Below are 21,783 nucleotides of genomic sequence, written 5' to 3' on the forward strand. Positions count from 1 at the left end.
CGAGGACAGGACGCCCTCGGACGGTGCTCGGTGCTCAGCTGTGCGCGGTGCTCAGCGGGCCCAGCCGGTGTAGCGCTGGCCGATCGTCAGATCGGGCTTCTGCGCGGGCGCGGGCCGGGCGGAGCTGCGGCCTTCGGCGGCGAGGCCGGCCGCTGCCGCGCGGACGATCCAGGCGTTGACGGAGAGTCCGCCGGAGGAGGCGGCGTCCTCGATCAGGGCCTTGAGGTTGGCGGGCAGCCGCAGGTTGATCCGGACCATGGCGGCGTCGTCGCCCTCGGCGAAGGGCAGCCGGACATCCATCGGCGCGGGGGCGGCCTCGGCGACCGGCGCGGCGGGCGCGGGCGGCGGCGTCACCGCGAAGCCGGCGGACCCGCCCCGCAGCCGGACGTCCACGGAGCCGGGCGCGAGCTCGGCGGAGATCTCCTCGGCGGCGGCCGAGAGTGCCTCCAGCAGGGTGAGCCGGACCGCGGCGTCCAGCGGCTGCAGCAGCCGGCCGGCCAGCGCGCGGGCCTCCTCGCCGCCGACCTCGGCCGCGGTGGTCAGCTCGCGGCGGAGCTGGTCGACATAAGGGGTGAGTTCCATGGCTCTAATGTGGCACCACTTTGGCACCAATGCAAGTGGCTCTGGCTCACTTTGGCGTAAGAGCAGCTCAGGCCCGGTCAGTGCGGTCAGGCCGGGTTGTGCGGTCAGGCCAGGCTCAGGTTCTGCCACGGGTCCAACGGCACGTGGCCGATCCGGCGGCCCTCCGCGTCGAGGAGATGGCCGACCAGCTTCGTGGTCCGCAGGATCACCTGGCGCGCCGTCACCCGTGCCGCTGGGAACAGCGAACCCAGCTGCGCCTCGATCCGCCGCCCGTCCGCGACCTGATGCGTCATCACCGCCACCACCACGTTCGCCGTCGCACCCGCCACCACCCCGCACATCCGCACCGCGGGGAGCTCGACCAGCCAGTGCGTCGCCGCGTCCAGCTCGCGGACCGGGACGTCGAGCCAGAGCCAGGTGCTGACCGAGTGCCCGTTCAGCCGCGGTGAGGCGTCGCAGCGCAGCACCAGGCGGCCGCTGCGGCGCAGCTCCTCGACCCGGCGGCGCACCGTCGTCGCCGGCAGGCCGGTGCGCTCGGCGAGTTCGGCGAACGGCATGCGGCCGTCCGCCCCCAGCGCCTGCAGCAGGGCCCGGTCGTCGAGCGCCCGTCGCAGCGCGCCGCCGCGCGCCGGGACCGTCTCGACGGACGGGCCGAGCCCCGCGCCGATCGCCTCCTGCTGGGAGCGGTCCAGCGCGCCCTCCCGCCAGCGGCTGCCCTCGCGCAGGGTGCGCTCGACGAACGCCGTGCGGGTGCGCAGCACCCCGGGCACCTTTCCGATGCGGTCCAGCACGTAGGCGGTGACCTGGCCCGGCTCCAGCGCGGCGACGGTCAGCATGACGTCGGCCTCGCCCGTGACGACCTCGACCGTCGGTGTCTGCGGGTCGGCCGCCAGCGTCTGCGCGACCGCCAGCACGGCGTCGGCCCGGCAGTCCACCGCGACCAGTGCGGTCAGACCGACGCCCATCCGCTCCGCGGAGGGGTAGCTGGTGACCCACGCGTCGCCGTCCGACGTCAGCCGTGCCCAGCGGCGCGAGAGCGTCGCCGGATCCACGCCCAGCGGGCCGGCGAGCCGGGACCAGGGCGCGCGGGGGGCCACACGCAGCGCGTCCACGAGGGCGAGATCCAGTTCGTCGATCACGCGACGCCCTCCTTGGCCGATCCGTGCGCGCGGGGGCGCGCTCTTGCCGATCCGTGCGGCGGCGGCCCGACGCGGCCCAGGTTAGCGATCCTTTCGCCCACTCGGGCCTTTCGCCCGCGTGAGCGGCTGCGTTTCCCTGCTCGTGCACTTCTCGTGCACTCCCGCTGCCTTCCCTGGAACAGAAGGGCCGCCCATGCCCCGTCCCCCCGCCGCCCGGCCGCTGACCGGAGCGGGCGCCCTGGTCGGTCTGCTCGTCCTCGTCGAGTTCTTCAGCGGCACCATCCAGGGCTCCTTCCCGGTGCTGCTGCCGGATCTCGCCCGGTCACTGCACTTCGACGCGGGCGCACAGGCGCTGGTGCTCGGGGTGAACTTCCTCGTCGCCGGCGTGACCGTGCCGCTCGGCTCGCGCCTGGGTGACCTGCTGGGCCACCGCCGCCTGTTGCTGGTCACGCTCGCGCTGACCAGCCTCGGGTTCGCGCTCTCGGCGACCGCGACCGCGCTGCCGCTGCTGCTCGTCGGACAGGCCCTGGCCGGGGTGCTCGCCTGCTGGCTGCCGCTGGAGTTCGCGCTGCTGCGCGACCAGTTGGGCGAGGAGCGCGGCGGACGCGCCGTCGGCCTGCTGGTCGGCGCGTTGACGCTGGGGACCGTCGCGGGCGCCGTCGTTCGCCCCGGGCTGTGGATCCTCGCCGCGCTGCCCGCCGTCTCCCTCACGGCGGTGTGGGTGTTCGCGCCGGAGTCCGTGACCCGGGCCGTCGGACGCTTCGACCGGCGCGGCGCGGCCCTGCTCGCGACCGGCCTCGGGCTGCTCTTCGGTGGCCTCGGCACCGCCGGCAAGTCCGGCGGCGTGTCGCTGACGGCCGGCCTGCTGCTCGGCGCGGCCGCCATGCTCGCGCTCTTCGTCCGGCAGGAACTACGCTGCCCCACCCCGACGGTGGACGTGCGGATGCTGGCGCGCCGCCCCACCGCCCCCGTCTTCGGCCTCAGCCTGCTGCTCGGCTTCGCCCTCTACGGCGCCCAGTCGCCCACCCTCTCCTTCCAGGCCGCCAAGCCCGCCGAGGACGGCTACGGCCTCGGCGCGGACTCGCGGCTGCTCGGCCTGCTCTCGCTGCCCGCCGTCCTCGGCGCGATGCTCGGCGCGCTCGTCGCCGACCGCCTGGCCCGCCGTTTCGGCGCCCGCGCCCTGCTGGCCTTCGGCTTCGCCATGAGCGCCCTCGGCTACGCGGTGATCGCCGCGAGCCACGGCAGCGCCGCCGCCTTCGTCGCCCCCAACGCGGTGGCCGGCTTCGGCGCGGGCCTCGGCCTCAGCCTGCTGCCGGGCCTGCTGATGCGCCGTCTGCCCGCGGACCGGACGGGCATCGGCACAGGCGTCTACAACACCCTGAAGACGCTCGCGGGCGCGGCGGCGGGCGCCGTCGGCGCTGCCGTCCTGGACGCGGTGCTGCTGCGCCCCGGCGTCCCCTCGGCGGCCGCCTACGTCACGATCTGGACCGCCTGTGCCCTGCTCTGCGCCCTCGGCGTGCCCGTCGCCCTGGCCCTGCGTGCGACTCCTGACGGCGCGACTCCTGACACCAGAGAGGGCATGCGGCTAGCCTCGGAACAGCCGGTGTGATCATCGCCTACGCGCCTTACAGGAGGCCTGTTCATGGTTGCAGCCACTCTTGCCGAGTCCGCTGTGCAGTTGTTGCCGGAGTTGGTCGCGTTGCGGCGGTCGATTCACGAGGAGCCGGAGATCGGTCTGGAGTTGCCGTTGACGCAGGCCAAGGTGGTGGCGGCGTTGGAGGGGCTGGGGTTGGAGGTCTCGCTCGGTGAGAAGTTGAGCAGTGTGACGGCGGTGTTGCGGGGTGGGCGTCCTGGGCCTGCGGTGTTGTTGCGTGGTGATATGGATGCGTTGCCGGTGCAGGAGACGAGTGGGTTGCCGTTCGCGTCGCGGATCGCGGGGGCGATGCACGCGTGTGGGCATGATCTGCATGTGGCGGGGTTGGTGGGTGCGGCGCGGTTGCTGGTGGAGCGTCGGGAGGAGCTGGCCGGGTCGGTCGTGTTCATGTTCCAGCCCGGCGAGGAGGGCTGCGGCGGCGCGAAGGTCATGATCGACGAGGGCCTGCTGGATGCCGCCGGCGTCGAGGTCGTCGCCGCCTACGGCATCCACGTCACCAGCGGCCTGCTGCCCGGCGGTGTCGTCTCCGGCCGCCCCGGCCCGGCGATGGCCGCCGCCGACACCCTCCACGTCACCCTGCGCGGCCGTGGCGGCCACGGCTCCGCCCCGCACGCCGCGCTCGACCCGATCCCGGCCCTGTGCGAGGCGGTCACCGCGCTGCAGACCATGGTCACCCGGCGCTTCGACGCCTTCGACCCGGTCGTGGTGACGGTCGGCCACATCCACGGCGGCACGATCAACAACGTCATCCCCGACGACGCCTCCTTCGAGGCCACCATCCGCTCCTTCTCGGCGGAGGCGCGCGCCCGCGCGGAGCAGGAGACGCTGCGCGTCGTGCGCGGCGTCGCCGCGGCCCACGGCCTGGAGATCGACGCGCGCTACGAGCGCCTCTACCCGGTCACCCGCAACGACGAGACGGAGGCCGCGTTCGCGGCCGCCACCGCCCGCGACCTCCTCGGCGAGGACCGCTTCCGCCCCATGCCCCAGCCCCTGGCCGGCGCGGAGGACTTCTCCTACGTCTGCGAGCGCGTCCCCTCGGCCTACTTCTTCCTCGGCGCCTGCGCCCCCGACCGCGACCCGGCCACCGCCCCGTACAACCACAGCCCGGAGGCCTACTTCGACGACTCCGTCCTCGCGGACGGCGCGTCGCTCCTCGCGGAGCTGGCGATCCGGCGCCTGGCACGCGGGTGAGTTGCTCTACCTAGGGGCGCGGGGCTCTGCTGACCACGCGGCGGAGCCGCAATCAGCAGAGCCCCGCGCCCCTCAGGTCAGTGGCTGAGCGCCGTTATCACCTTGCGGACCTGCGCGAGCGGTTCCGGACCGCACGCCCGCAACACCACCGTCCCCGCACCCGCGTCACCGAGCGCGCGGAGTGACGCCGCAGCGTCGTTCGCCGAGCCTCCCGCGGCGAACGTCTCGGTGACATCCCGCCCGAGCCACTGGGCGTGGCCCGCGACGGCCTCCCGCAGGGCCGGCGCCGCGGCCTCGCCCACGCCGAGGAACGTGAAGACCGTGACGGTGTGGTCCGCCCCCGCGCCGCCGCGTTCCGCGGCCGCGCGGACCGCGTGGAGATCCGCCGGGCCGTGGCCCTCGGCCACGAGCGTGCCCTGGGCGGCGCGTCCGGCCAGTTCGAGGGACTTGGGAGAGACGACGCCCGCGATCACCGGCGGCACCGCGCCCTTGGCCGGTGGGTGCACCAACTCCACCCCGTCGAGCCGCAGTTCGCGACCGTCCAAGGTGACCCGCTCGCCGCGCAGCAGGGCGCGGACCGCGGTCAGGGTCTCCTCCAGGAGCGCCAGCGGCGACCGCGGGGCGACGCCGACCTGGCGCATCCACTCCCGCACTCCGTGGCCGATCCCCGCGACCAGGCGGCCCGGGTGGACCCGGGCCAGCGTGGCGATCTCCATCGCCAGCAGCGCGGGGCTGCGCAGCGGCGCCGGGGCGATCCCGAGGCCGACCCGGAGCCGCTCGGTCGCGCCGAGGGCGACCGCCGCCGCCGAGATCCCGCCGTTCCAGCCGAGGTCCTCGACGACCCACAGGTCGTCGACCCCGAGCGCCTCCACCTCGCGCGCGAACGCGGGCAGCCCGGCGGGGTCCCAGGAGCGGTCGTACATGACACCGATACGAAGAGCCGTCATGAGCGGCCAAGGTAGCGCCCGGACGGGCGCGCTGCGCGGCGCTCGGAGCCGGCTGACCGGCTCGCTCGACGCGGGAGCGATGTTCGCGGCCACGGTGGACGAGGAGATCCTCGGGGTCGGGTCGGTGACGCCGCAACCGCACTGGTCCGGCGGCCGGGACGCCTACGGGCTTGAGCTGGTCGCCCCGCACGCGGCTCGGCGCGGGATCGGCCGGGCGCTGGTGGAGACAGCCCGCGCCTCTACGCTGCCCTCGGCTTCGCCGAGGAGGAGGTGCGGCACACCCTGCCGCTCGGGGACCGGGGAGCCGTTCCGGGGACCGCACCGTGAACACGACTGATCATGACGGCGCGGCAGACCTTATCCTCGTGCCATGAGCGAGCAGCCCGTCGAGCTTGACGCCGAAGACAAGAAGATCATCACCCTCGCCCGGTCGGCCCGCGCCCGCAACGGCGTCGCCGAGGGCGCCGCGGTCCGCGACGAGACCGGCCGCACCTACGTCGCCGCGACCGTCTCCCTTCCGTCCCTGCACCTCAGCGCGCTGCAGACGGCCGTCGCCATGGCCGTGGCCAGCGGCGCGAAGAGCCTGGAGGCGGCCGCCGTCGTCAGCGATGCCAACCACCTCGCCGACCCCGACCTCGCTGCCGCCCGCGACCTCGGCGGCTCCGGCACCCCGGTCTACCTGGCCGGCACGGACGCGGTTGTCCGCGACACCGTCGTCGTGGAGTAGGGCGGCGGTCTCTTGCCAACGCCCCGGGCCCGACTAGGGTCGGGGCGTCGGCCGTGGAGCGACGTGGGGGAGCGGGCAAATGATGAAGGGCATCGCGTTCATCTGTGGCGTGCTGTTCGTGCTCATGGGCATGGGCCACTGGCAGCAGGACCAGAACCCGTGGTGGCTCACGGCCTCGATCATCGTGGCGCTGTTCACGGTGGTGGGGGGTGTGGGGTCGCTGTTCAAGAAGGGCAAGTGAGCCTGCGCTCCCACGTTCGGGTGAGTGATGGGCCCAACCCGCTGGGTACGCTGAACAGCACGACGAGGATCCGCGGCATGGGAGCAACGATGACCGTCGCACCGCCGAACACCCCGACCTGGCCGGTCCCGCCCGAGGACGGCTGGACTGCGGGCGATCTCGACAGGCTCCCGGACCTGCCTCCCCACACGGAGCTTCTCGACGGGAACCTCGTCTTCATGAGTCCGCAGCGCAACTTTCACATCTACGCGATCAGGTTGCTCGAATACGGCCTCCTGGCCGCCCGTCCTCCGGAGCTCGCAGTTATCCGCGAAATGACGGTCACGCTGGGCAAGCGCGACCGGCCGGAGCCGGATCTCATGATCGTGCCCAAGGCGGCCGTCATCGACGACCAGCAGTCCGACTACCGGCCGGAGGACGTCCTGCTCGCGGTGGAGGTCGTCTCGCCGGACTCGGTCGAGCGCGACCGCGACGTCAAGCCGCGCAAGTACGCGGGCGCTGGTTTCCCGCACTACTGGCGGGTCGAGAACGAGAAGGGCGAGCTCGCGGTGCACGTCTTCGAGCGGGAGGAGGCGACGGGAAGCTACGCGCCGCAGGGCATCTTCCGGGGCCGGCTCACGCTGGAGCTGCCCTTCCCGATCGACATCGACCTTGCCGACCCGCAGCGCTGGCTCTGAGCACAAGCGTTCCCCGCGTGGGGGAGAATGGCCGCATGAGTTCTACCCAGCAGCACCGCTCGGGTTTCGCCTGCTTCGTCGGGCGCCCCAATGCCGGCAAGTCCACGCTCACCAACGCGCTCGTCGGCACCAAGGTTGCGATCACCTCCGACCGTCCGCAGACCACCCGGCACACCGTGCGCGGCATCGTGCACCGCCCCGACGCGCAGCTCGTGCTCGTCGACACGCCGGGGCTCCACAAGCCGCGCACGCTGCTCGGCGAGCGCCTCAACGACGTCGTGCGCGCCACCTGGGCCGAGGTCGACGTGATCGGCTTCTGCCTCCCCGCCGACCAGAAGATCGGCCCCGGCGACAAGTTCATCGCCAAGGAGATCGCCGGGATCAAGCGCACGCCCAAGGTCGCCATCGTCACCAAGACCGACCTGGTCGACTCCAAGCGCCTCGCCGAGCAGTTGCTCGACGTCGCCAAGATCGGCGCGGAGCTCGGCATCGAGTGGGCGGAGATCGTTCCGGTCTCGGCCAAGGACGGCCACCAGGTCGACCTGCTGGTCGACCTCCTCGTCCCGCTGCTGCCCGAGGGCCCGACCCTCTACCCGCACGGCGACCTCACCGACGAGCCCGAGCAGGTCATGGTCGCGGAGCTGATCCGCGAGGCCGCGCTGGAGGGTGTCCGCGACGAGCTGCCGCACTCCCTGGCGGTCGTCGTCGAGGAGATGATCCCCCGCGAGGGCCGCCCCGCGGACCGCCCGCTGCTGGACATCCACGCGAACGTCTACATCGAGCGGCAGAGCCAGAAGGCCATCGTCATCGGCACGCGAGGCGCCCGCCTCAAGGCGGTGGGCACCGCTGCCCGCCAGCAGATCGAGGCGTTGCTCGGCACGCCGGTCTTCCTGGACCTGCACGTCAAGGTCGCGAAGGACTGGCAGCGCGACCCGAAGCAGCTCAGGAAGCTCGGCTTCTAGGGGTCGGTTGCACTGTCTCAGGCGGCGCGGCCGCCAGGGGCGCGGGGAACTGCGCGAGTAACCACCGTGTGCGGATGGCCCTGCACGTTGAGGACCATCTGCCCCGGGTGGTTGTTCGCGCAGTTCCCCGCGCCCCTGAGGTGGTGCGACTAGCTGCTGTCCCGCACCGTGATCGTCGCGTCGCCGATCCGGTAGGTCTCCGGTGGGGTGTCCGGCTCGCGGATCAGGCGGTCGATGAGGTCCGCCAGGGCGATGCCCTCCGGCAGGGAGACGTGGACCGAGGTGAGCCGGGGGCGCAGCACGCGGGCCAGCATCAGGTCGTCCGCGCCGACCAGCGCCGCGTCCGTCGGGACGGCGATGCCGGCGTCCTGGAACGCCGCCTGGATCAGGGCCGCGTACTCGTCGTTGTAGCAGAACAGGCCCGTCAGCCCGAGTGAGCGCCAGCGCGCGGCCAGCTCCGCCGCGGAGGACTCGGTGTAGTCGAGGGCCAGCGGTTCGACGCGCGCGCCCGCCGCGGCCTGCCGCACGCCCGCGAGCCGGGGCTCGCTGAAGCGGCGCAGGGTGGCGTCCGTGGGCATCACGACGCCGATCGCGCGGTGGCCTCGGGCCACCAAGTGCTCGCCGGCCGTCGCGCCGACCGCGCTCTGGTCCAGGAGCAGCGAGTGCGCGCCCGGGACCGGGCGCTCGGCGAGGGAGAGCACCGCGCGGGTGCCGGAGCGGCGCAGGATCTCCACGCCCTCCGGCGTCAGGTCGTCGGTGACGCCGGTGATGACGGCGGTCGGGCGCAGCTCCGCCCAGGCGCGGGCGATCTCGCGGCCGGAGAGGTCGCCGCGGGTGCCGTAGAGGACGGCGGTGTAGCCGTGGTCGCGCAGGCCCGCGCGCAGTTCGGCGAAGAACTCGTTGAAGAGCGGGCCGAAGGTGATCTCCGGCGCGGCCATCAGGACCAGACCGGTGTGCCCGGCGCGCAGGGAACGCGCGGCGGCGTGGGGGACGTAGCCCAACTGGTCCGCCGCGGCGCGCACGCGCAGTCGGGTCTTCTCGCTCACCCGGCCGCCTGCGGTGTCGTTCAGCACGTAGGAGACGGTGGCCCGGGAGACGCCCGCGAGGCGGGCGACGTCCGCGCTGGTCGGCGCGGTTGATGTCGTTTCGCTCATGGCGCTCCACATCTTTGCAGACTCATCTGTCCTGAGGGCTGGTCTTGCGACAAAACCAATGCTAGACATGTGCTTACACGAGTCAGGTGACACGTGTAAGCACATCATGGGTAAGCCTGACGCAGGAGCGGCGCGGGGTTGCGAGACCCCGGCCGCGACGGCCCCCCTCAGCCGATCGCGGCACCCCCACCCACCCAGCTCCGAGCCAGAAACCAGGAGGGCATCGTGGCCCTTTCCGAGCCGACCCCCAGCCCGGCCCCGGTCGAGCAGTCCGCCTACGCCGGCGCCGACGCGAGGCCTTCCAGAGGCCTGTTGCCGCTGCTCTTCACGGGCAACACGGCGATGTACGCGCTCTATGTCGGAGTCGGCGGCATCCTGCTGCCGCTCCAGATCGAGAAGATCACCCCCCACGACAAGGTCGCCATGCTCGGCCTGGTGGCCGGGGTCAGCGCGATCTTCGCCACCGTGTTCAACCCCGTCGCGGGCGCGCTCTCGGACCGGTCCGGGCGCCGCAACCCGTGGATCCTCGGCGGCGGCCTGCTCGCCGTGCCGGCGATGCTGCTGCTGGGCGCGGTGAACTCGGTCCTGCTGGTCGCCGTCGCCTGGTGCCTCGGCCAGGCGGTGATGAACGTCTACCAGGCCGCGATCACCTCGGTGATCCCGGACCGGGTGCCGGTCACGCGGCGCGGCAGCGCCTCCGCCGCCGTCGGGCTCGGCGTGCCGATCGGATCCATCCTCGGCGTGCTCGTCGCCAACGGCTTCTCCGGCCACTTCGCCACCGGCTATCTCGTGCTGGGCCTGGTCGTCGCAGTCGCCGCCGTGCTGTTCACCTCCCTCGGCAAGGAGACCCGGCGTCCGCCCAAGGCCCCGGCCGGTCTCGGCGAGCAGGTCCGCGCCTTCGCCGACAGCCTGAAGGCCCACGACTTCCGTTGGGCCTTCGTCGGCCGGGCGCTGCTCGTCCTCGGCTACTTCGCCGTCAGCGGCTACCAGCTCTACGTCCTCCAGGACCACATCCGCCTGCCGCACGGTATGAGCGCGACGGCGGCCGCCGCCGTGCTGACGCCGGTCAACAGCGTCGCCATGGTCGTCTCGATCGCGATCTGCGGTCCGCTCTCGGACCGGCTCGACGCGCGCAAGCTCTTCGTCGGCATCTCGGCCGCGGCGTCCGGCCTGGCCGTGCTGATCCCGATCGCCGCCCCGACCTTCGCCGGGATGGTCACCTTCTCCGTGGTCAACGGGCTTGCCTTCGGCTGCTTCTTCGCCGTCGACAACGCGCTGGTCACCCTCGTGCTGCCGAGGGCCGAGGACGCCGCGCGCGACATGGGCGTGCTGAACGTCGCCAACGCCGGACCGCAGATCGTGGCGCCCTTCGTCGCCTCGGTGCTGGTGAGCGTCGGCGGCTACGACTTGCTCTTCGCCGCGGGCGGCGCGCTCGCCGTCCTCGGCGCCTTGGCCATCCGACCCATCCGCTCCGTCCGCTGAGATCCGGCGTGACGCGAACCCGAAAGGCAAGAACACACCCATGCTGCTCAACACCCGCGAGTGGGGTTCCGGCGACCGCGTCGCCCTGCTCGTCCACGGGATCATGTCCGACTCCCGCACCTGGCGCCGGGTCGGCCCGGCGCTGGCCGAGCGTGGCTACCGCGTCATCGCCGTCGACCTGCGCGGCCACGGCGCGTCCGGGCGCGGCGCGTACACCCCCGAGCTGTTCGCCCAGGACCTGGTCGAGACCCTGCCCTCCGGCGCGGACCTCGCCGTCGGGCACTCCCTCGGCGGCCTCACCCTCTCCTTCGCCGTCGACCGGCTGCGGCCCGAGCGCGCGGTCTTCTCCGACCCGGCGTGGCGGTTCGTGCAGCCGGAGCAGGGCTTCGACCCTGCCGTCTTCGTCCAGTTCGCCGCGAACGCGACGTCCGATTCGATCGCCGCGATGAACCCGCGCTGGGCGCGGGAGGACATCGGGGTGGAGTTGGAGACGCTCGCCGTCTGGGATCCGGCCACCGCCACCTCCCTCTCCGGCCTGGCCGAGCAGGCGGTGCTCCCGGCGAAGCCCGCCGTCCCCTCCCTGGTGCAGGTCGCCGACCCGAGCTTCCTGCTCGACGACGGGGCTCAGGAGACGCTGCGCGAGCGTGGCTTCGAGGTGCGTGTGGTCAAGGGCGCGGGGCACACCATCCACCGTGACGACTTCGACGGGTTCATCTCCTCGCTCGACGGCTGGATCTGACGGAGAGTTGAACATGGCGGCAACCGGGGGAGTGAGAAAGGATGCAGGAGAGATGACACCCGATCAGCAGCACGGCGAGCAGCGGAACGGCGAGCAGGAGCGTGAGGCGGCCGTCGAGGCGGCGCTGGGCAAGCTGGACCTGACCGCCAAGGTGGCCCTGCTCGCGGGCGCCGACATGTGGTCGCTGCCCGCCAACGCGGACATCGGCCTGGGACGGCTGGTGATGTCCGACGGGCCCGCGGGCGTGCGCGGCGAGAACTGGACGCCGGACGACCCGTCCGTCTCGGTGCCCTCACCGACCGCGCTCGCGGCCACCTGGGATCCGGAACTCGCGCGCCGCACCGGGCAGTTGCTGGCGCAGGAGGCGCGCCGCAAGGGCGCGCACGTGGTGCTGGCGCCGACGGTCAACCTGCACCGCAGCCCGCGCGGCGGACGGCACTTCGAGGCGTACTCGGAGGACCCGCTGCTGACCGGCGAGCTGGGCGCGGCGTTCGTGGCGGGCGTGCAGTCGGGCGGCGTGGGGACGACGCCCAAGCACTTCGTCGCCAACGACTCCGAGACCGACCGCTTCACCGTCGACGTGCGCGTCGACGAGCGGACGCTGCGCGAGCTCTACCTGGCGCCGTTCGAGGCGATCGTGCGCAAGGCCTCGCCATGGGGTCTGATGTCCGCGTACAACAAGGTCAACGGTGCCTTCATGACCGAGCACCAGGAGCTCAACAACGGCGTGCTGCGCGGCGAGTGGGGCTTCGACGGGATGCTCGTCTCGGACTGGACCGGCGCCCGCGACACCGTGCGCGACGCGCTGGCCGGTCTCGACGTGGCGATGCCGGGCCCGGCGACGGTCTACGGCGAGCACCTGGTCCGCGCGGTGCGCGAGGGCCTGGTCCCGGAGGAGACCGTCGACGAGCTGGCCCGACGGGTGCTGCGGCTCGCCGCCAGGGTCGGGCTGCTGGAGGGCGCGCCCGCGGCCGTCCCGGCGGCCGAGCTGCCCGCGCCGATCGACGGCGAGGCGCTGGCCCGCGAGGTGGCCGCCGCCGGCATGGTGCTGCTCGCCAACGACGGCGTGCTGCCGCTGCCCGACTCCGTGGGCTCGGTCGCGCTGGTCGGCCAGGCCGCGCAGGAGGCGCGGATCGGCGGCGGCGGATCGGCGCAGGTCTTCCCGACGCACGTGGTCAGCCCGCTGGAGGGCCTGCGGGCGGCGCTGCCGCCGGGCACCGCCCTCGCCTACGCCGTCGGCGCGGATCCCAACGTGCACCTGCGCCCGCTCGCCGCCCGCACCGAGGCCCGGTTCCTCGACCGGGACGGCGCGGAGCTCGGCACGGCCACGCTGCCGGACGGCGCCGCGCGCTGGATCGGCCAGTTGCCGAGCGGGCTCTCCTTCGCGGATCTCGCGGCGGTCGAGCTGACCGGCACGCTCCAGCCGGGCCGCGCCGGCACGCACCGGATCGGGATCCGGGGGGTGGGCCGCTTCGTCCTGGAGGCGGACGGTGCGGTGCTCTTCGACGACACGGTGCTGGTGGAGGGCGAGGACCCGGCGGCCGCGTTCCTCAACCCGCCCGAGCGCGTCGTCGAGCTGGAGCTGGCCGAGGGCGTCGCCGGGCCGGTGTCGCTGGCGCTGCGGCACGTCCTGCCCGAGGGCGGCGGCTTCGCGGGCTTCGGCCTGGTCTCCTTCACTCTCGGCCACGGCGAGCCGGCCGGCACCGCCGACGAGCTGCTGGAGGAGGCCGTCTCGGTGGCGGCCGCCGCCGATGTCGCGGTGGTCGTCGTCGGCACCACGGAGGAGGTCGAGAGCGAGGGCGTCGACCGGGCCGGACTGGCCCTGCCGGGCCGCCAGGACGAGCTGGTCGCGCGGATCGCCGAGGCCAACCCGCGCACGGTGGTCGTCGTCAACGCCGGTGCTCCGGTGCTGATGCCGTGGCGCAAGGACGTCGCGGCGGTGCTGCTCGGCTGGTTCCCGGGCCAGGAGGCGGGCGCGGCGCTGGCCGACGTCCTCACCGGCGCCCGTGAGCCGGGCGGTCGGCTGCCCACGACCTGGCCCGCGGCCGAGGTGGACGCCCCGGTGTGGGACGTGGACCCGGTGAACGGCGCGCTGGCGTACGGCGAGGGCCTCTTCGTCGGCTACCGCGCCTGGCAGCGCCGAAGCGGGATCGCGCCCGCGTACTGGTTCGGCCACGGCCTCGGCTACACCGAGTGGAGCTACGAGGGCCTCGACGTGCGGGTCCTGCCGTCGCCGGCGGGCGACGACCCGTACGCCCCGGTCGTCGAGGCGGTCGTGCTGCTGCGCAACACCGGCGCCCGGCCCGGACGCGAGGTCGTGCAGCTCTACTTGTCCCCGGACGGCACGGACGACTCCCGCCCGGCCACCGCGCTCGCCGGCTTCGCGTCGGCGACGGCGGCGCCGGGCGAGCAGGCGGAGGTGCGGGTGCGGCTCCCGCTCCGCGCCTTCCAGACCTGGACGGACGGGCACTGGACCGACCGCCCGGGCGGCTACCGGATCCAGGCCGGCCACAGCGTGGCCGACCTGCCCCTGACCGTCACCGCGGAGGTGCCTCCCCGCGGCTGACGCACCGAGCCCGCCCCGCGCTCCCGGCCCGTGCCTGGCCCGGGCCCGCGGGGCGGGCGCGCGTTCACAGCCTGGTCCTCTCTGCTGATTTCCCAGTCGGTCGTCACATTTGGCCGTTCAGCACCAGGGTTATCAACGAGCGCTGAGAAGAGGTCAGTTGGGGGTCCGCACAGTAGCCCGTGGGGCGGCCGTCGACGGTGATCGCGTAGGCGAAGTGCGGGGCGTGCGGCAGGCCGAGAGAGGGGCTGCGACCGCAGGCGCCGAGGGCCTCGCGCACCAGGGCGTGGATGTGGGGGGCGTCGGGACGACCGTCGGTGTCCAACAGGGCCCAGTGGTCCGTCGTGGCGGACCCGCCGGTGCGGGTGACCGTGATGCGCATAGTAATCAGTGTGCTCCGGGGAGCGACGAAAATGCAGTGCTTTCCGCCCTTGACTCTTGACCGCGAGCAGTCCATTGAGGGGGGCAGTGGTCCAGACCTCCTGTCTCACCAAGCGGACTACCGGCGGGTTTCGCTCACTCATCGGAACCGGTTGGGTTACTCTGGCAGACATCATGCGTAGCGGACTGCTTCTTCTTAGCTGCCGCGGCGAGGGCCCGAGTTGATCGAGGCCGACTCCCTCGCCGCGGGGGTGGGTGCTGCGCGTTAGTTGATCACTCGTTGATCCCGCAGCCGTCGGCCGCCTCTCGGAGCGACGAGCATCAGGAGACTCACCCACCATGAGCCAGCAGCCCTTCAACGAGCGTCCCACCCCGATCACCGCGGCCTCCGTCCGCCAACAGCCGTCCGGGATGCCGTTCCAGCGCTACGTACCCTTCGGCACCGTCGACCTGCCGGACCGCACCTGGCCGAACCAGGTCATCACCAAGGCCCCGCGCTGGCTGTCGACCGACCTGCGCGACGGCAACCAGGCCCTGATCGACCCGATGTCCCCGGCCCGCAAGCGCGCCATGTTCGACCTGCTGGTCAAGCTGGGCTACAAGGAGATCGAGGTCGGCTTCCCCGCCTCCGGCGCCACCGACTTCGACTTCGTCCGCTCGATCATCGAGGACGGCGCGATCCCCGAGGACGTGACCATCTCCGTCCTGACCCAGGCCCGCGCCGAGCTGATCGAGCGCACCGTGGAGTCCCTGCGCGGCGCCCCGCGCGCCACCGTCCACCTGTACAACGCGACCTCGCCGCTGTTCCGCCGGGTCGTCTTCAACGCCTCCAAGGACGAGATCAAGCAGATCGCCGTCGACGGCACCCAGCTGGTCATGGGCTACGCCGAGAAGATCCTGGGCGACGACACGGTCTTCGGCTACCAGTACTCGCCGGAGATCTTCATCGACACCGAGCTGGACTTCGCCCTGGAGGTCTGCGAGGCGGTCATGGACGTCTGGCAGCCCGCCGAGGGCCGCGAGATCATCCTGAACCTGCCGACCACGGTCGAGCGCTCCACGCCGAACGTCTACGCCGACAAGATCGAGTGGATGTCGCGCAACCTGTCGCGCCGCGAGTTCGTCGCGCTGTCCACCCACCCCCACAACGACCGCGGCACCGGCGTCGCCTCCGCCGAGCTGGCCGTGATGGCCGGCGCCGACCGCGTCGAGGGCTGCCTGTTCGGGCAGGGCGAGCGAACCGGCAACCTGGACCTGGTCAACGTCGCGCTGAACCTCTTCTCGCAGGGCGTCGACCCCGAGGTCGACCTGTCGAACATCGACGAGATCCGGCGCACCTGGGAGTACTGCAACCAGATGACGCTGGCCGAGCGCCACCCCTACGTCGGCGACCTGGTCTACACGTCCTTCTCCGGCTCCCACCAGGACGCGATCAAGAAGGGCTTCGACGCGCTGGAGGCCGACGCCGCCGCGGCGGGCATCCCCGTCGGCGAGCAGACCTGGGGCGTCCCCTACCTGCCGATCGACCCGAAGGACGTCGGCCGCTCGTACGAGGCGGTCATCCGCGTCAACAGCCAGTCCGGCAAGGGCGGTGTCTCCTACGTCCTGAAGAACGACCACAGCCTGGACCTGCCGCGCCGGATGCAGATCGAGTTCTCGAAGATCATCCAGGCCAAGACGGACGCCGAGGGCGGCGAGGTCACCCCGGCGCAGATCTGGAACGCCTTCGAGAACGAGTACCTGCCGACGCCGGACGCGCCGTGGGGCCGGATCCAGCTGCGCTCGCACCAGGCGTCCTCCACGGCCGACGGCACCGACACGATCACCGTGGACGCGACCGTCGACGGCGCGGACCTCGCCCTGTCCGGCACGGGCAACGGCCCGGCCGACGCGTTCGTCGCCGCGCTGGCCCAGATCGGCGTCGACGTCCGGGTCCTGGACTACGCCGAGCACACCCTGAGCCAGGGCTCGGGCGCCCAGGCCGCGGCGTACTGGGAGTGCGCGGTCGACGGCCAGGTCGTCTGGGGCGTCGGCATCGACACCTCGATCGTCCGCGCGTCGATCAAGGCCATCATCTCCGCCGTCAACCGCGCGCAGCGACAGTAACCACTAGGGGCGCGGGGCTCTGCCCCGCGCCCCTACCCGGCTACGCCGGGGGTGCTGACAGGTCGTCATCCGCGTGGCAGCATCAAGGGTCAGCCGGACGGCGACGGGGCCTTGCCGGCTGACGACGGAGTCGGGAGCGCAACGTGGCGCACGTGGTCGCTGTCTCAGCCCGGTGGCACACCGAGCTGCTCGGGGAGTTCTACTGCCTCGCCTGCGGTGGCGACCGCAACTACCGCAGACAGCGCGGCCGCAACTGGCTCCGGGTCGCGGGGATCCCGCTGCTCCCGCTGCGGCGCACCGCGGCGACGCTGCAGTGCACCTCGTGCCGGCACCGCTACGGGACGGACGCGCTGGCCCGTCCCACCTCCGGCCAGCTCCTGGCCATGCTCAGGAACGCCCAGCACGCGGTCACGCTCGCGGTGTTCGCCGCGTCCGGTGGGCCGGGGGCCGCGCCCGCGGTGAAGGAGAGTGCGATCACGGCGCTGCGCGAGGCCGGGTACGCCGACCTCGACGAGCCTGGGCTGCTGGCCGACCTCGCAGCCTGCACCGAGGAGGAGGACCCGCTGGCGGACGTCTGCGGCTGTGGCAGCGCCCTCGTCGTCGAGCTGCACACCGCGATCGAGCCACTCGCGCCGCACCTGCTCGGGCCGGGCCTGGCCCGCCTGCTGACGCAGGGCGCGCTGATCGCGCTGGCCGACGGGCCCTACCGGCCCGCCGAGCGGTCGGTGCTGCGGGCCGTCGGGCAGTGCCTCGGCTTCAGCGGCGAGGAGACCGACGCGACCCTTGCGGCCGCGGCGCGCACCCTGCGCCCCTGACCGGTCCGCCCGACCGGTTTCCGGCCCGACGTCACGATCACGGTGCCGTACGGGTCAGAATGGACCCATGAGTCTGATCCGGGACGACGGGGTGGTGCTGCGCACCCAGAAGCTGGGCGAGGCGGACCGGATCATCACCATCCTGACCCGGCAGCACGGCCGGGTCCGCGCGGTCGCGCGCGGGGTGCGCAAGACCAAGTCGAAGTTCGGCGCGCGGCTGGAGCCCTGCTCGCACGTGGACGTGCAGTTCTTCTGCCGCGGTGACGAGATCGTCGGGCGGCATCTCGCGCTGTGCACGCAGGTCGAGACGATCTCCCCGTACGGCGGGCGGATAGCGACCGACTACGACCGCTGGACCGCGGCCTCGGCCATGCTGGAGACCGCCGAACGGTTCACCGAGAACGAGGGCGAGCCGGCCGTCCAGCAGTACCTGCTGCTCGTCGGCGCGCTGCGCACCCTCGCCGCGGGCGAGCACGAACCGCACCTGGTGCTCGACGCGTTCCTGCTGCGCTCCCTGGCGGTCAACGGCTATGCGCCGTCCTTCGGGGCGTGCGCGGCCTGCGGGCTGCCGGGGCCGAACCGGTTCTTCTCGGTGCAGACCGGCGGAGCCCTCTGCGGGGACTGCCGGGTGCCCGGGAGTGTCGTACCCTCCCCTGAGACACTGGAGCTGCTGGGGGCCCTGCTCTCCGGCGACTGGGAGACCGCGGACGCCTGCGAGCCGCGGCACCGCCGCGAAGGCAGCGGGCTGGTCGCCGCCTACGTCCAGTGGCACCTGGAACGCGGGCTGCGTTCGCTGCGGTACGTGGCCCACTGACACACGTCTCGACGCTAGAGAAGAAGTAGGGCACATGGCTGTGGCACGGCGCGGACTCTTCGGCAGCAAGCGGACCCGGGAGTACCTCCCGCCCACCCCGCACCCGAGCGGCGCGCAGCCGCCGAAGCTCCCCGGTGAGCTGGTCCCGCAGCACGTCGCCATCGTCATGGACGGCAACGGCCGCTGGGCGAAGGAGCGCGGCCTGCCGCGCACGGAGGGGCACAAGGTCGGCGAGTCCGTCGTGCTCGACGTGCTCAAGGGCTGCCTGGAGCTGGGCGTAAAGAACCTCTCGCTCTACGCCTTCTCCACCGAGAACTGGAAGCGCTCGCCCGACGAGGTCCGCTTCCTGATGAACTTCAACCGCGACGTCATCCACCGCCGCCGCGACGAGATGAACGACATGGGCATCCGGATCCGCTGGGCGGGTCGTATGCCCAGGCTGTGGAAGTCCGTGGTCCAGGAGCTTCAGGTCGCCGAGGAGATGACCCGCGACAACGACGCCATGACGCTGTACATGTGCGTCAACTACGGCGGCCGCGCCGAGATCGCCGACGCGGCGGCGGCGCTGGCCAAGGACGTGGCCGAGGGCCGGCTGGACCCGGCCAAGGTCAACGAGAAGACCTTCGCCAAGTACATGTACCACCGGGACATGCCGGACGTGGACCTGTTCATCCGCCCGAGCGGCGAGCAGCGCACCTCGAACTTCCTGCTCTGGCAGTCCGCGTACGCCGAGATGGTGTTCCAGGACGTGCTCTGGCCGGACTTCGACCGGCGCGACCTGTGGCGGGCCTGCGAGGAGTACGCCATGCGCGACCGCCGCTACGGCGGGGCCCTGCCGAACGAGGTGCCGACCCAGCCGGGGCCCGTCCGGACCTCCTGAGCTCAGCCCTGTCGAGCCTGCGCGGCGCAGCCCGCGCAGGTGCCGAAGATCTCCAGGGTGTGCGCGACGTCGACGAAGCCGTGGTCGCGGGCGACGCCCTCGGCCCAGCGCTCCACGGCCGGACCCTCCACCTCGACGGTCCGGCCGCAGGAGCGGCAGACCAGGTGGTGGTGGTGACCGCTGCTGCACCGGCGGTAGACGGCCTCGCCGTCGTCGGTGCGCAGCACGTCGATCTCGCCGGCGTCGGCCAGCGACTGCAGCGTGCGGTAGACCGTGGTCAGGCCCACCGAGTCGCCGCGGTGCTTGAGCAGGTCGTGCAGCTCCTGCGCGCTGCGGAAGTCGTCGACCTCCGCGAGCAGGGAGGCGACGGCGGTGCGCTGACGGGTCGACCTGGCGGGGGACGACTGGTTCGCGGGGGTCACCGGCTCTCCTGCGGTTCTCGGGTGTTCTCGGGGGTGGACGCGAGGCCCTTCCGGGCAATTGTGCCAGTCCGTGGTCGTACGGGAACGGACTGGTACGGTGGCGTTCATATGAAAACGATTTTCAAGATACCACGGATTTGAAACGTCCCCCGCGCCGCCCGGTAGCCTTTGGTATCCGCGTGCATGGAAATCCATCCTTGACCGCTTCGTCGTACCTGAAGAGAGCACTGTGGCCGCCGACAAGATCGACACCATCGTCAGCCTGAGCAAGCGCCGTGGCTTCGTCTACCCCTGCAGTGAGATCTACGGTGGACAGCGCGCCGCCTGGGACTACGGACCGCTCGGTGTGGAGCTCAAGGAGAACATCAAGCGCCAGTGGTGGCGTGCGATGGTCACCGGCCGCGAGGACGTGGTGGGTCTGGACTCCTCGGTCATCCTGGCGCGTGAGGTGTGGGAGGCGTCCGGCCACGTCGCCACCTTCAACGACCCGCTGACCGAGTGCACCTCCTGCCACAAGCGCTACCGCGCGGACCACCTGGAAGAGGCGTACGAGGCCAAGCACGGCCGGCTCCCGGCGAACGGCCTGGCGGACGTCAACTGCCCCAACTGCGGCACCAAGGGTCAGTTCACCGAGCCCAAGCAGTTCTCCGGCATGCTCAAGACCCACCTGGGCGTGACCGAGGACGCCTCCGGCCTGGCGTACCTCCGCCCGGAGACGGCGCAGGGCATCTTCATCAACTTCGCCGCGGTGCAGACCACCTCGCGCAAGAAGCCGCCGTTCGGCATCGCCCAGACCGGCAAGAGCTTCCGCAACGAGATCACGCCGGGCAACTTCATCTTCCGTACGCGTGAGTTCGAGCAGATGGAGATGGAGTTCTTCGTCAAGCCGGGCGAGGACGAGAAGTGGCACGAGTACTGGCTGCAGGAGCGCTGGGACTGGTACCGCAACCTCGGCATCCGCGAGGAGAACATCCGCTTCTTCGAGCACCCGAAGGAGAAGCTCTCCCACTACGCCAAGCGCACGGTGGACATCGAGTACCGCTTCAACTTCGGCGGCAACGAGTTCGGTGAGCTGGAGGGCATCGCCAACCGCACCGACTACGACCTCGCCTCGCACAGCGAGGCCTCCGGCGTCGACCTCAAGTACTTCGACCAGGAGTCCGGCGAGCGCTGGTACCCCTACGTCATCGAGCCGGCCGCCGGTGTCAACCGCGCCATGCTCGCCTTCATGCTGGACGCCTACCGCGAGGACGAGGCGCCGAACGCCAAGGGCGTCATGGAGAAGCGCGTCGTCATGCGCCTCGACCCGCGGCTCGCTCCCGTCAAGGTCGCGGTCCTGCCGCTGTCCCGCAACGCCGACCTCTCCCCGAAGGCCCGTGGCCTGGCCGCGGACCTGCGCCAGTTCTGGAACGTCGAGTTCGACGACGCGGGCGCGATCGGGCGCCGTTACCGCCGCCAGGACGAGATCGGCACGCCGTTCTGCATCACCGTCGACTTCGACACCCTCGAGGACAACGCGGTGACGATCCGCGACCGCGACACCATGGAGCAGACGCGCGTCTCGCTCGACCAGGTCACCCAGTTCCTGGCCCCGAAGCTCATCGGCTGCTGAGAGCTGTAGCTGCACTATCCAGGGGCGCGGGGAACTGCGCGAGCAACCACCCTGTGCGTATGGCCCTGTTCATGGGCGACCATCCGCACGCGGGTGGCGTGTCGCGCAGTTCCCCGCGCCCCTCAAGTCGCTACCGCGACCAACCCGCCCGTACTCGGAGCTTGGCGTGTGTGCCGTCGGGGGCGTGCGCCAGCACACGATCGGCGTCGCCGTCGGTGAGGGCGAGCCAGAAGCCGCCCGGGGTGGTGATCGCGCCGAGCAGTGGGGTGCCGGCGCGGCCGAGGGTCAGGGACGGGGCGGTGCCGTCCGCGCAGACGTGGCCCCAGGCGAGGACGCTGTGGCGGCCGTCGCGGCAGCCGCGGCGCGCGCCGCGCAGCAGCTGGGTGGCGAGGGCCGTTTCGACCATCACGTCCAGCAGCAGGCCGTTGTTGTAGACCTCCAGCGCGCGGCGGTCCCGCGTGCCGCGGGCGAAGCGCACGGACCAGGGGGAGTCCAGTAGCGGGAGCCCGCGGAACTCCAGGTCCAGCGCGCTCGGTTCGCCCAGCCCGGTGTCGTTCACCGTTCCCTCCCACCTTCTTGGTCCGCCCTGCGTATCCAAGCCTTCCGGACCTTCCTGTGGAAGGCAGTAGCGCCAGTCGCCGTCCCGGGGGTGGTGCCAGGTACACCCTGAGACGGTCTCAGGGTTCATGGCAGCG

General features: G+C 72.3%; 22 protein-coding genes. 15 read left to right on the forward strand and 7 right to left on the reverse strand.

Going from position 1 to position 21,783, the window contains the following annotated elements; genetic code table 11:
• Positions 1-51: 51 nt before the first annotated feature.
• Positions 52-582 (reverse strand): hypothetical protein, encoded by a 531-nt coding sequence (locus tag DN069_RS08585; protein ID WP_111500255.1) that lies wholly within the window; start codon positions 580-582, stop codon positions 52-54.
• Between the two features lie 104 nt (positions 583-686).
• Positions 687-1,721 (reverse strand): AsnC family transcriptional regulator, encoded by a 1,035-nt coding sequence (locus DN069_RS08590; RefSeq protein ID WP_111500256.1) that lies wholly within the window; start codon positions 1,719-1,721, stop codon positions 687-689.
• Between the two features lie 193 nt (positions 1,722-1,914).
• Between DN069_RS08590 and DN069_RS08595 the strand changes: the two genes are divergently transcribed.
• The gene (locus DN069_RS08595; RefSeq protein ID WP_111500257.1) at positions 1,915-3,330 is read left to right on the forward strand and encodes an MFS transporter; all 1,416 of its coding nucleotides are present in this window, start codon (positions 1,915-1,917) and stop codon (positions 3,328-3,330) included.
• 33 nt (positions 3,331-3,363) lie between these two features.
• Positions 3,364-4,566, forward strand: a complete 1,203-nt coding sequence (locus DN069_RS08600) for a M20 metallopeptidase family protein (protein ID WP_111500258.1) — start codon at positions 3,364-3,366, stop codon at positions 4,564-4,566.
• Between the two features lie 77 nt (positions 4,567-4,643).
• Here DN069_RS08600 and DN069_RS08605 read toward each other — a convergent pair whose 3' ends face one another.
• Positions 4,644-5,513 carry an LLM class flavin-dependent oxidoreductase gene (locus DN069_RS08605; RefSeq protein WP_111500259.1) on the reverse strand — a complete coding sequence of 290 codons (870 nt, stop codon included), beginning with the start codon at positions 5,511-5,513 and terminating at the stop codon, positions 4,644-4,646.
• Between DN069_RS08605 and DN069_RS08610 the strand changes: the two genes are divergently transcribed.
• The 5 genes from DN069_RS08610 (at position 5,512) to era (ending at position 8,120) form a co-directional block, all read left to right on the forward strand.
• A complete protein-coding gene (locus DN069_RS08610; protein WP_111500260.1) occupies positions 5,512-5,850 on the forward strand; it encodes a GNAT family N-acetyltransferase in 339 nt (112 codons plus the stop codon). The two genes, DN069_RS08605 and DN069_RS08610, sit on opposite strands and share 2 nt — an antisense overlap.
• Before the next feature lie 33 nt (positions 5,851-5,883).
• Positions 5,884-6,240 (forward strand): cytidine/deoxycytidylate deaminase family protein, encoded by a 357-nt coding sequence (locus DN069_RS08615; protein WP_111500261.1) that lies wholly within the window; start codon positions 5,884-5,886, stop codon positions 6,238-6,240.
• A 79-nt stretch (positions 6,241-6,319) separates the two neighbouring features.
• Positions 6,320-6,481, forward strand: coding sequence for a hypothetical protein (locus tag DN069_RS39940; RefSeq protein ID WP_165845426.1), 162 nt, complete (start codon positions 6,320-6,322; stop codon positions 6,479-6,481).
• Positions 6,482-6,558: 77 nt separating this feature from the next.
• Positions 6,559-7,158 carry a Uma2 family endonuclease gene (locus DN069_RS08620; protein ID WP_243639012.1) on the forward strand — a complete coding sequence of 200 codons (600 nt, stop codon included), beginning with the start codon at positions 6,559-6,561 and terminating at the stop codon, positions 7,156-7,158.
• Between the two features lie 35 nt (positions 7,159-7,193).
• Positions 7,194-8,120: a GTPase Era gene (era, locus tag DN069_RS08625; RefSeq protein ID WP_111500263.1), complete on the forward strand. Its 927-nt coding sequence runs from the start codon at positions 7,194-7,196 to the stop codon at positions 8,118-8,120.
• A 149-nt stretch (positions 8,121-8,269) separates the two neighbouring features.
• Here era and DN069_RS08630 read toward each other — a convergent pair whose 3' ends face one another.
• Complete coding sequence (locus DN069_RS08630) at positions 8,270-9,274, reverse strand: LacI family DNA-binding transcriptional regulator (protein WP_243639014.1); 1,005 nt, start codon at positions 9,272-9,274, stop codon at positions 8,270-8,272.
• 225 nt (positions 9,275-9,499) lie between these two features.
• On the opposite strand from DN069_RS08630, the gene DN069_RS08635 reads away from it, so the two are divergent.
• The 3 genes from DN069_RS08635 to DN069_RS08645 are packed head-to-tail and all read left to right on the forward strand — an operon-like array spanning position 9,500 to position 14,061.
• Positions 9,500-10,756: an MFS transporter gene (locus DN069_RS08635; RefSeq protein WP_243639016.1), complete on the forward strand. Its 1,257-nt coding sequence runs from the start codon at positions 9,500-9,502 to the stop codon at positions 10,754-10,756.
• A gap of 40 nt (positions 10,757-10,796) precedes the next feature.
• The gene (locus DN069_RS08640; protein WP_111500265.1) at positions 10,797-11,495 is read left to right on the forward strand and encodes an alpha/beta fold hydrolase; all 699 of its coding nucleotides are present in this window, start codon (positions 10,797-10,799) and stop codon (positions 11,493-11,495) included.
• 52 nt (positions 11,496-11,547) lie between these two features.
• Positions 11,548-14,061: a beta-glucosidase gene (locus DN069_RS08645; RefSeq protein WP_243639018.1), complete on the forward strand. Its 2,514-nt coding sequence runs from the start codon at positions 11,548-11,550 to the stop codon at positions 14,059-14,061.
• A gap of 103 nt (positions 14,062-14,164) precedes the next feature.
• On the opposite strand, the gene DN069_RS08650 is transcribed toward DN069_RS08645, so the two are convergent.
• Positions 14,165-14,440 carry a protealysin inhibitor emfourin gene (locus DN069_RS08650; protein WP_111500267.1) on the reverse strand — a complete coding sequence of 92 codons (276 nt, stop codon included), beginning with the start codon at positions 14,438-14,440 and terminating at the stop codon, positions 14,165-14,167.
• Positions 14,441-14,778: 338 nt separating this feature from the next.
• Between DN069_RS08650 and leuA the strand changes: the two genes are divergently transcribed.
• The 4 genes from leuA (at position 14,779) to DN069_RS08670 (ending at position 19,054) form a co-directional block, all read left to right on the forward strand.
• On the forward strand, positions 14,779-16,545 hold the full coding sequence (gene leuA / locus DN069_RS08655) for a 2-isopropylmalate synthase (protein ID WP_111500268.1): 1,767 nt from the start codon (positions 14,779-14,781) through the stop codon (positions 16,543-16,545).
• Between the two features lie 152 nt (positions 16,546-16,697).
• Positions 16,698-17,360, forward strand: coding sequence for a TerB family tellurite resistance protein (locus tag DN069_RS08660; RefSeq protein WP_111500295.1), 663 nt, complete (start codon positions 16,698-16,700; stop codon positions 17,358-17,360).
• A 67-nt stretch (positions 17,361-17,427) separates the two neighbouring features.
• The gene (gene recO, locus DN069_RS08665) at positions 17,428-18,174 is read left to right on the forward strand and encodes a DNA repair protein RecO (RefSeq protein ID WP_111500269.1); all 747 of its coding nucleotides are present in this window, start codon (positions 17,428-17,430) and stop codon (positions 18,172-18,174) included.
• Positions 18,175-18,214: 40 nt separating this feature from the next.
• Positions 18,215-19,054: an isoprenyl transferase gene (locus DN069_RS08670; RefSeq protein WP_111500296.1), complete on the forward strand. Its 840-nt coding sequence runs from the start codon at positions 18,215-18,217 to the stop codon at positions 19,052-19,054.
• Positions 19,055-19,056: 2 nt separating this feature from the next.
• Here DN069_RS08670 and DN069_RS08675 read toward each other — a convergent pair whose 3' ends face one another.
• Positions 19,057-19,476: a Fur family transcriptional regulator gene (locus tag DN069_RS08675; RefSeq protein WP_243639019.1), complete on the reverse strand. Its 420-nt coding sequence runs from the start codon at positions 19,474-19,476 to the stop codon at positions 19,057-19,059.
• A gap of 229 nt (positions 19,477-19,705) precedes the next feature.
• Between DN069_RS08675 and DN069_RS08680 the strand changes: the two genes are divergently transcribed.
• On the forward strand, positions 19,706-21,088 hold the full coding sequence (locus DN069_RS08680; RefSeq protein WP_111500271.1) for a glycine--tRNA ligase: 1,383 nt from the start codon (positions 19,706-19,708) through the stop codon (positions 21,086-21,088).
• 130 nt (positions 21,089-21,218) lie between these two features.
• Here DN069_RS08680 and DN069_RS08685 read toward each other — a convergent pair whose 3' ends face one another.
• Positions 21,219-21,647: a hypothetical protein gene (locus tag DN069_RS08685; protein ID WP_111500272.1), complete on the reverse strand. Its 429-nt coding sequence runs from the start codon at positions 21,645-21,647 to the stop codon at positions 21,219-21,221.
• Between the last annotated feature and the right edge of the window lie 136 nt (positions 21,648-21,783).

Origin of the sequence: Streptacidiphilus pinicola, assembly GCF_003258295.1 — a bacterium.
In the GTDB taxonomy this organism is placed as follows: domain Bacteria; phylum Actinomycetota; class Actinomycetes; order Streptomycetales; family Streptomycetaceae; genus Streptacidiphilus; species Streptacidiphilus pinicola.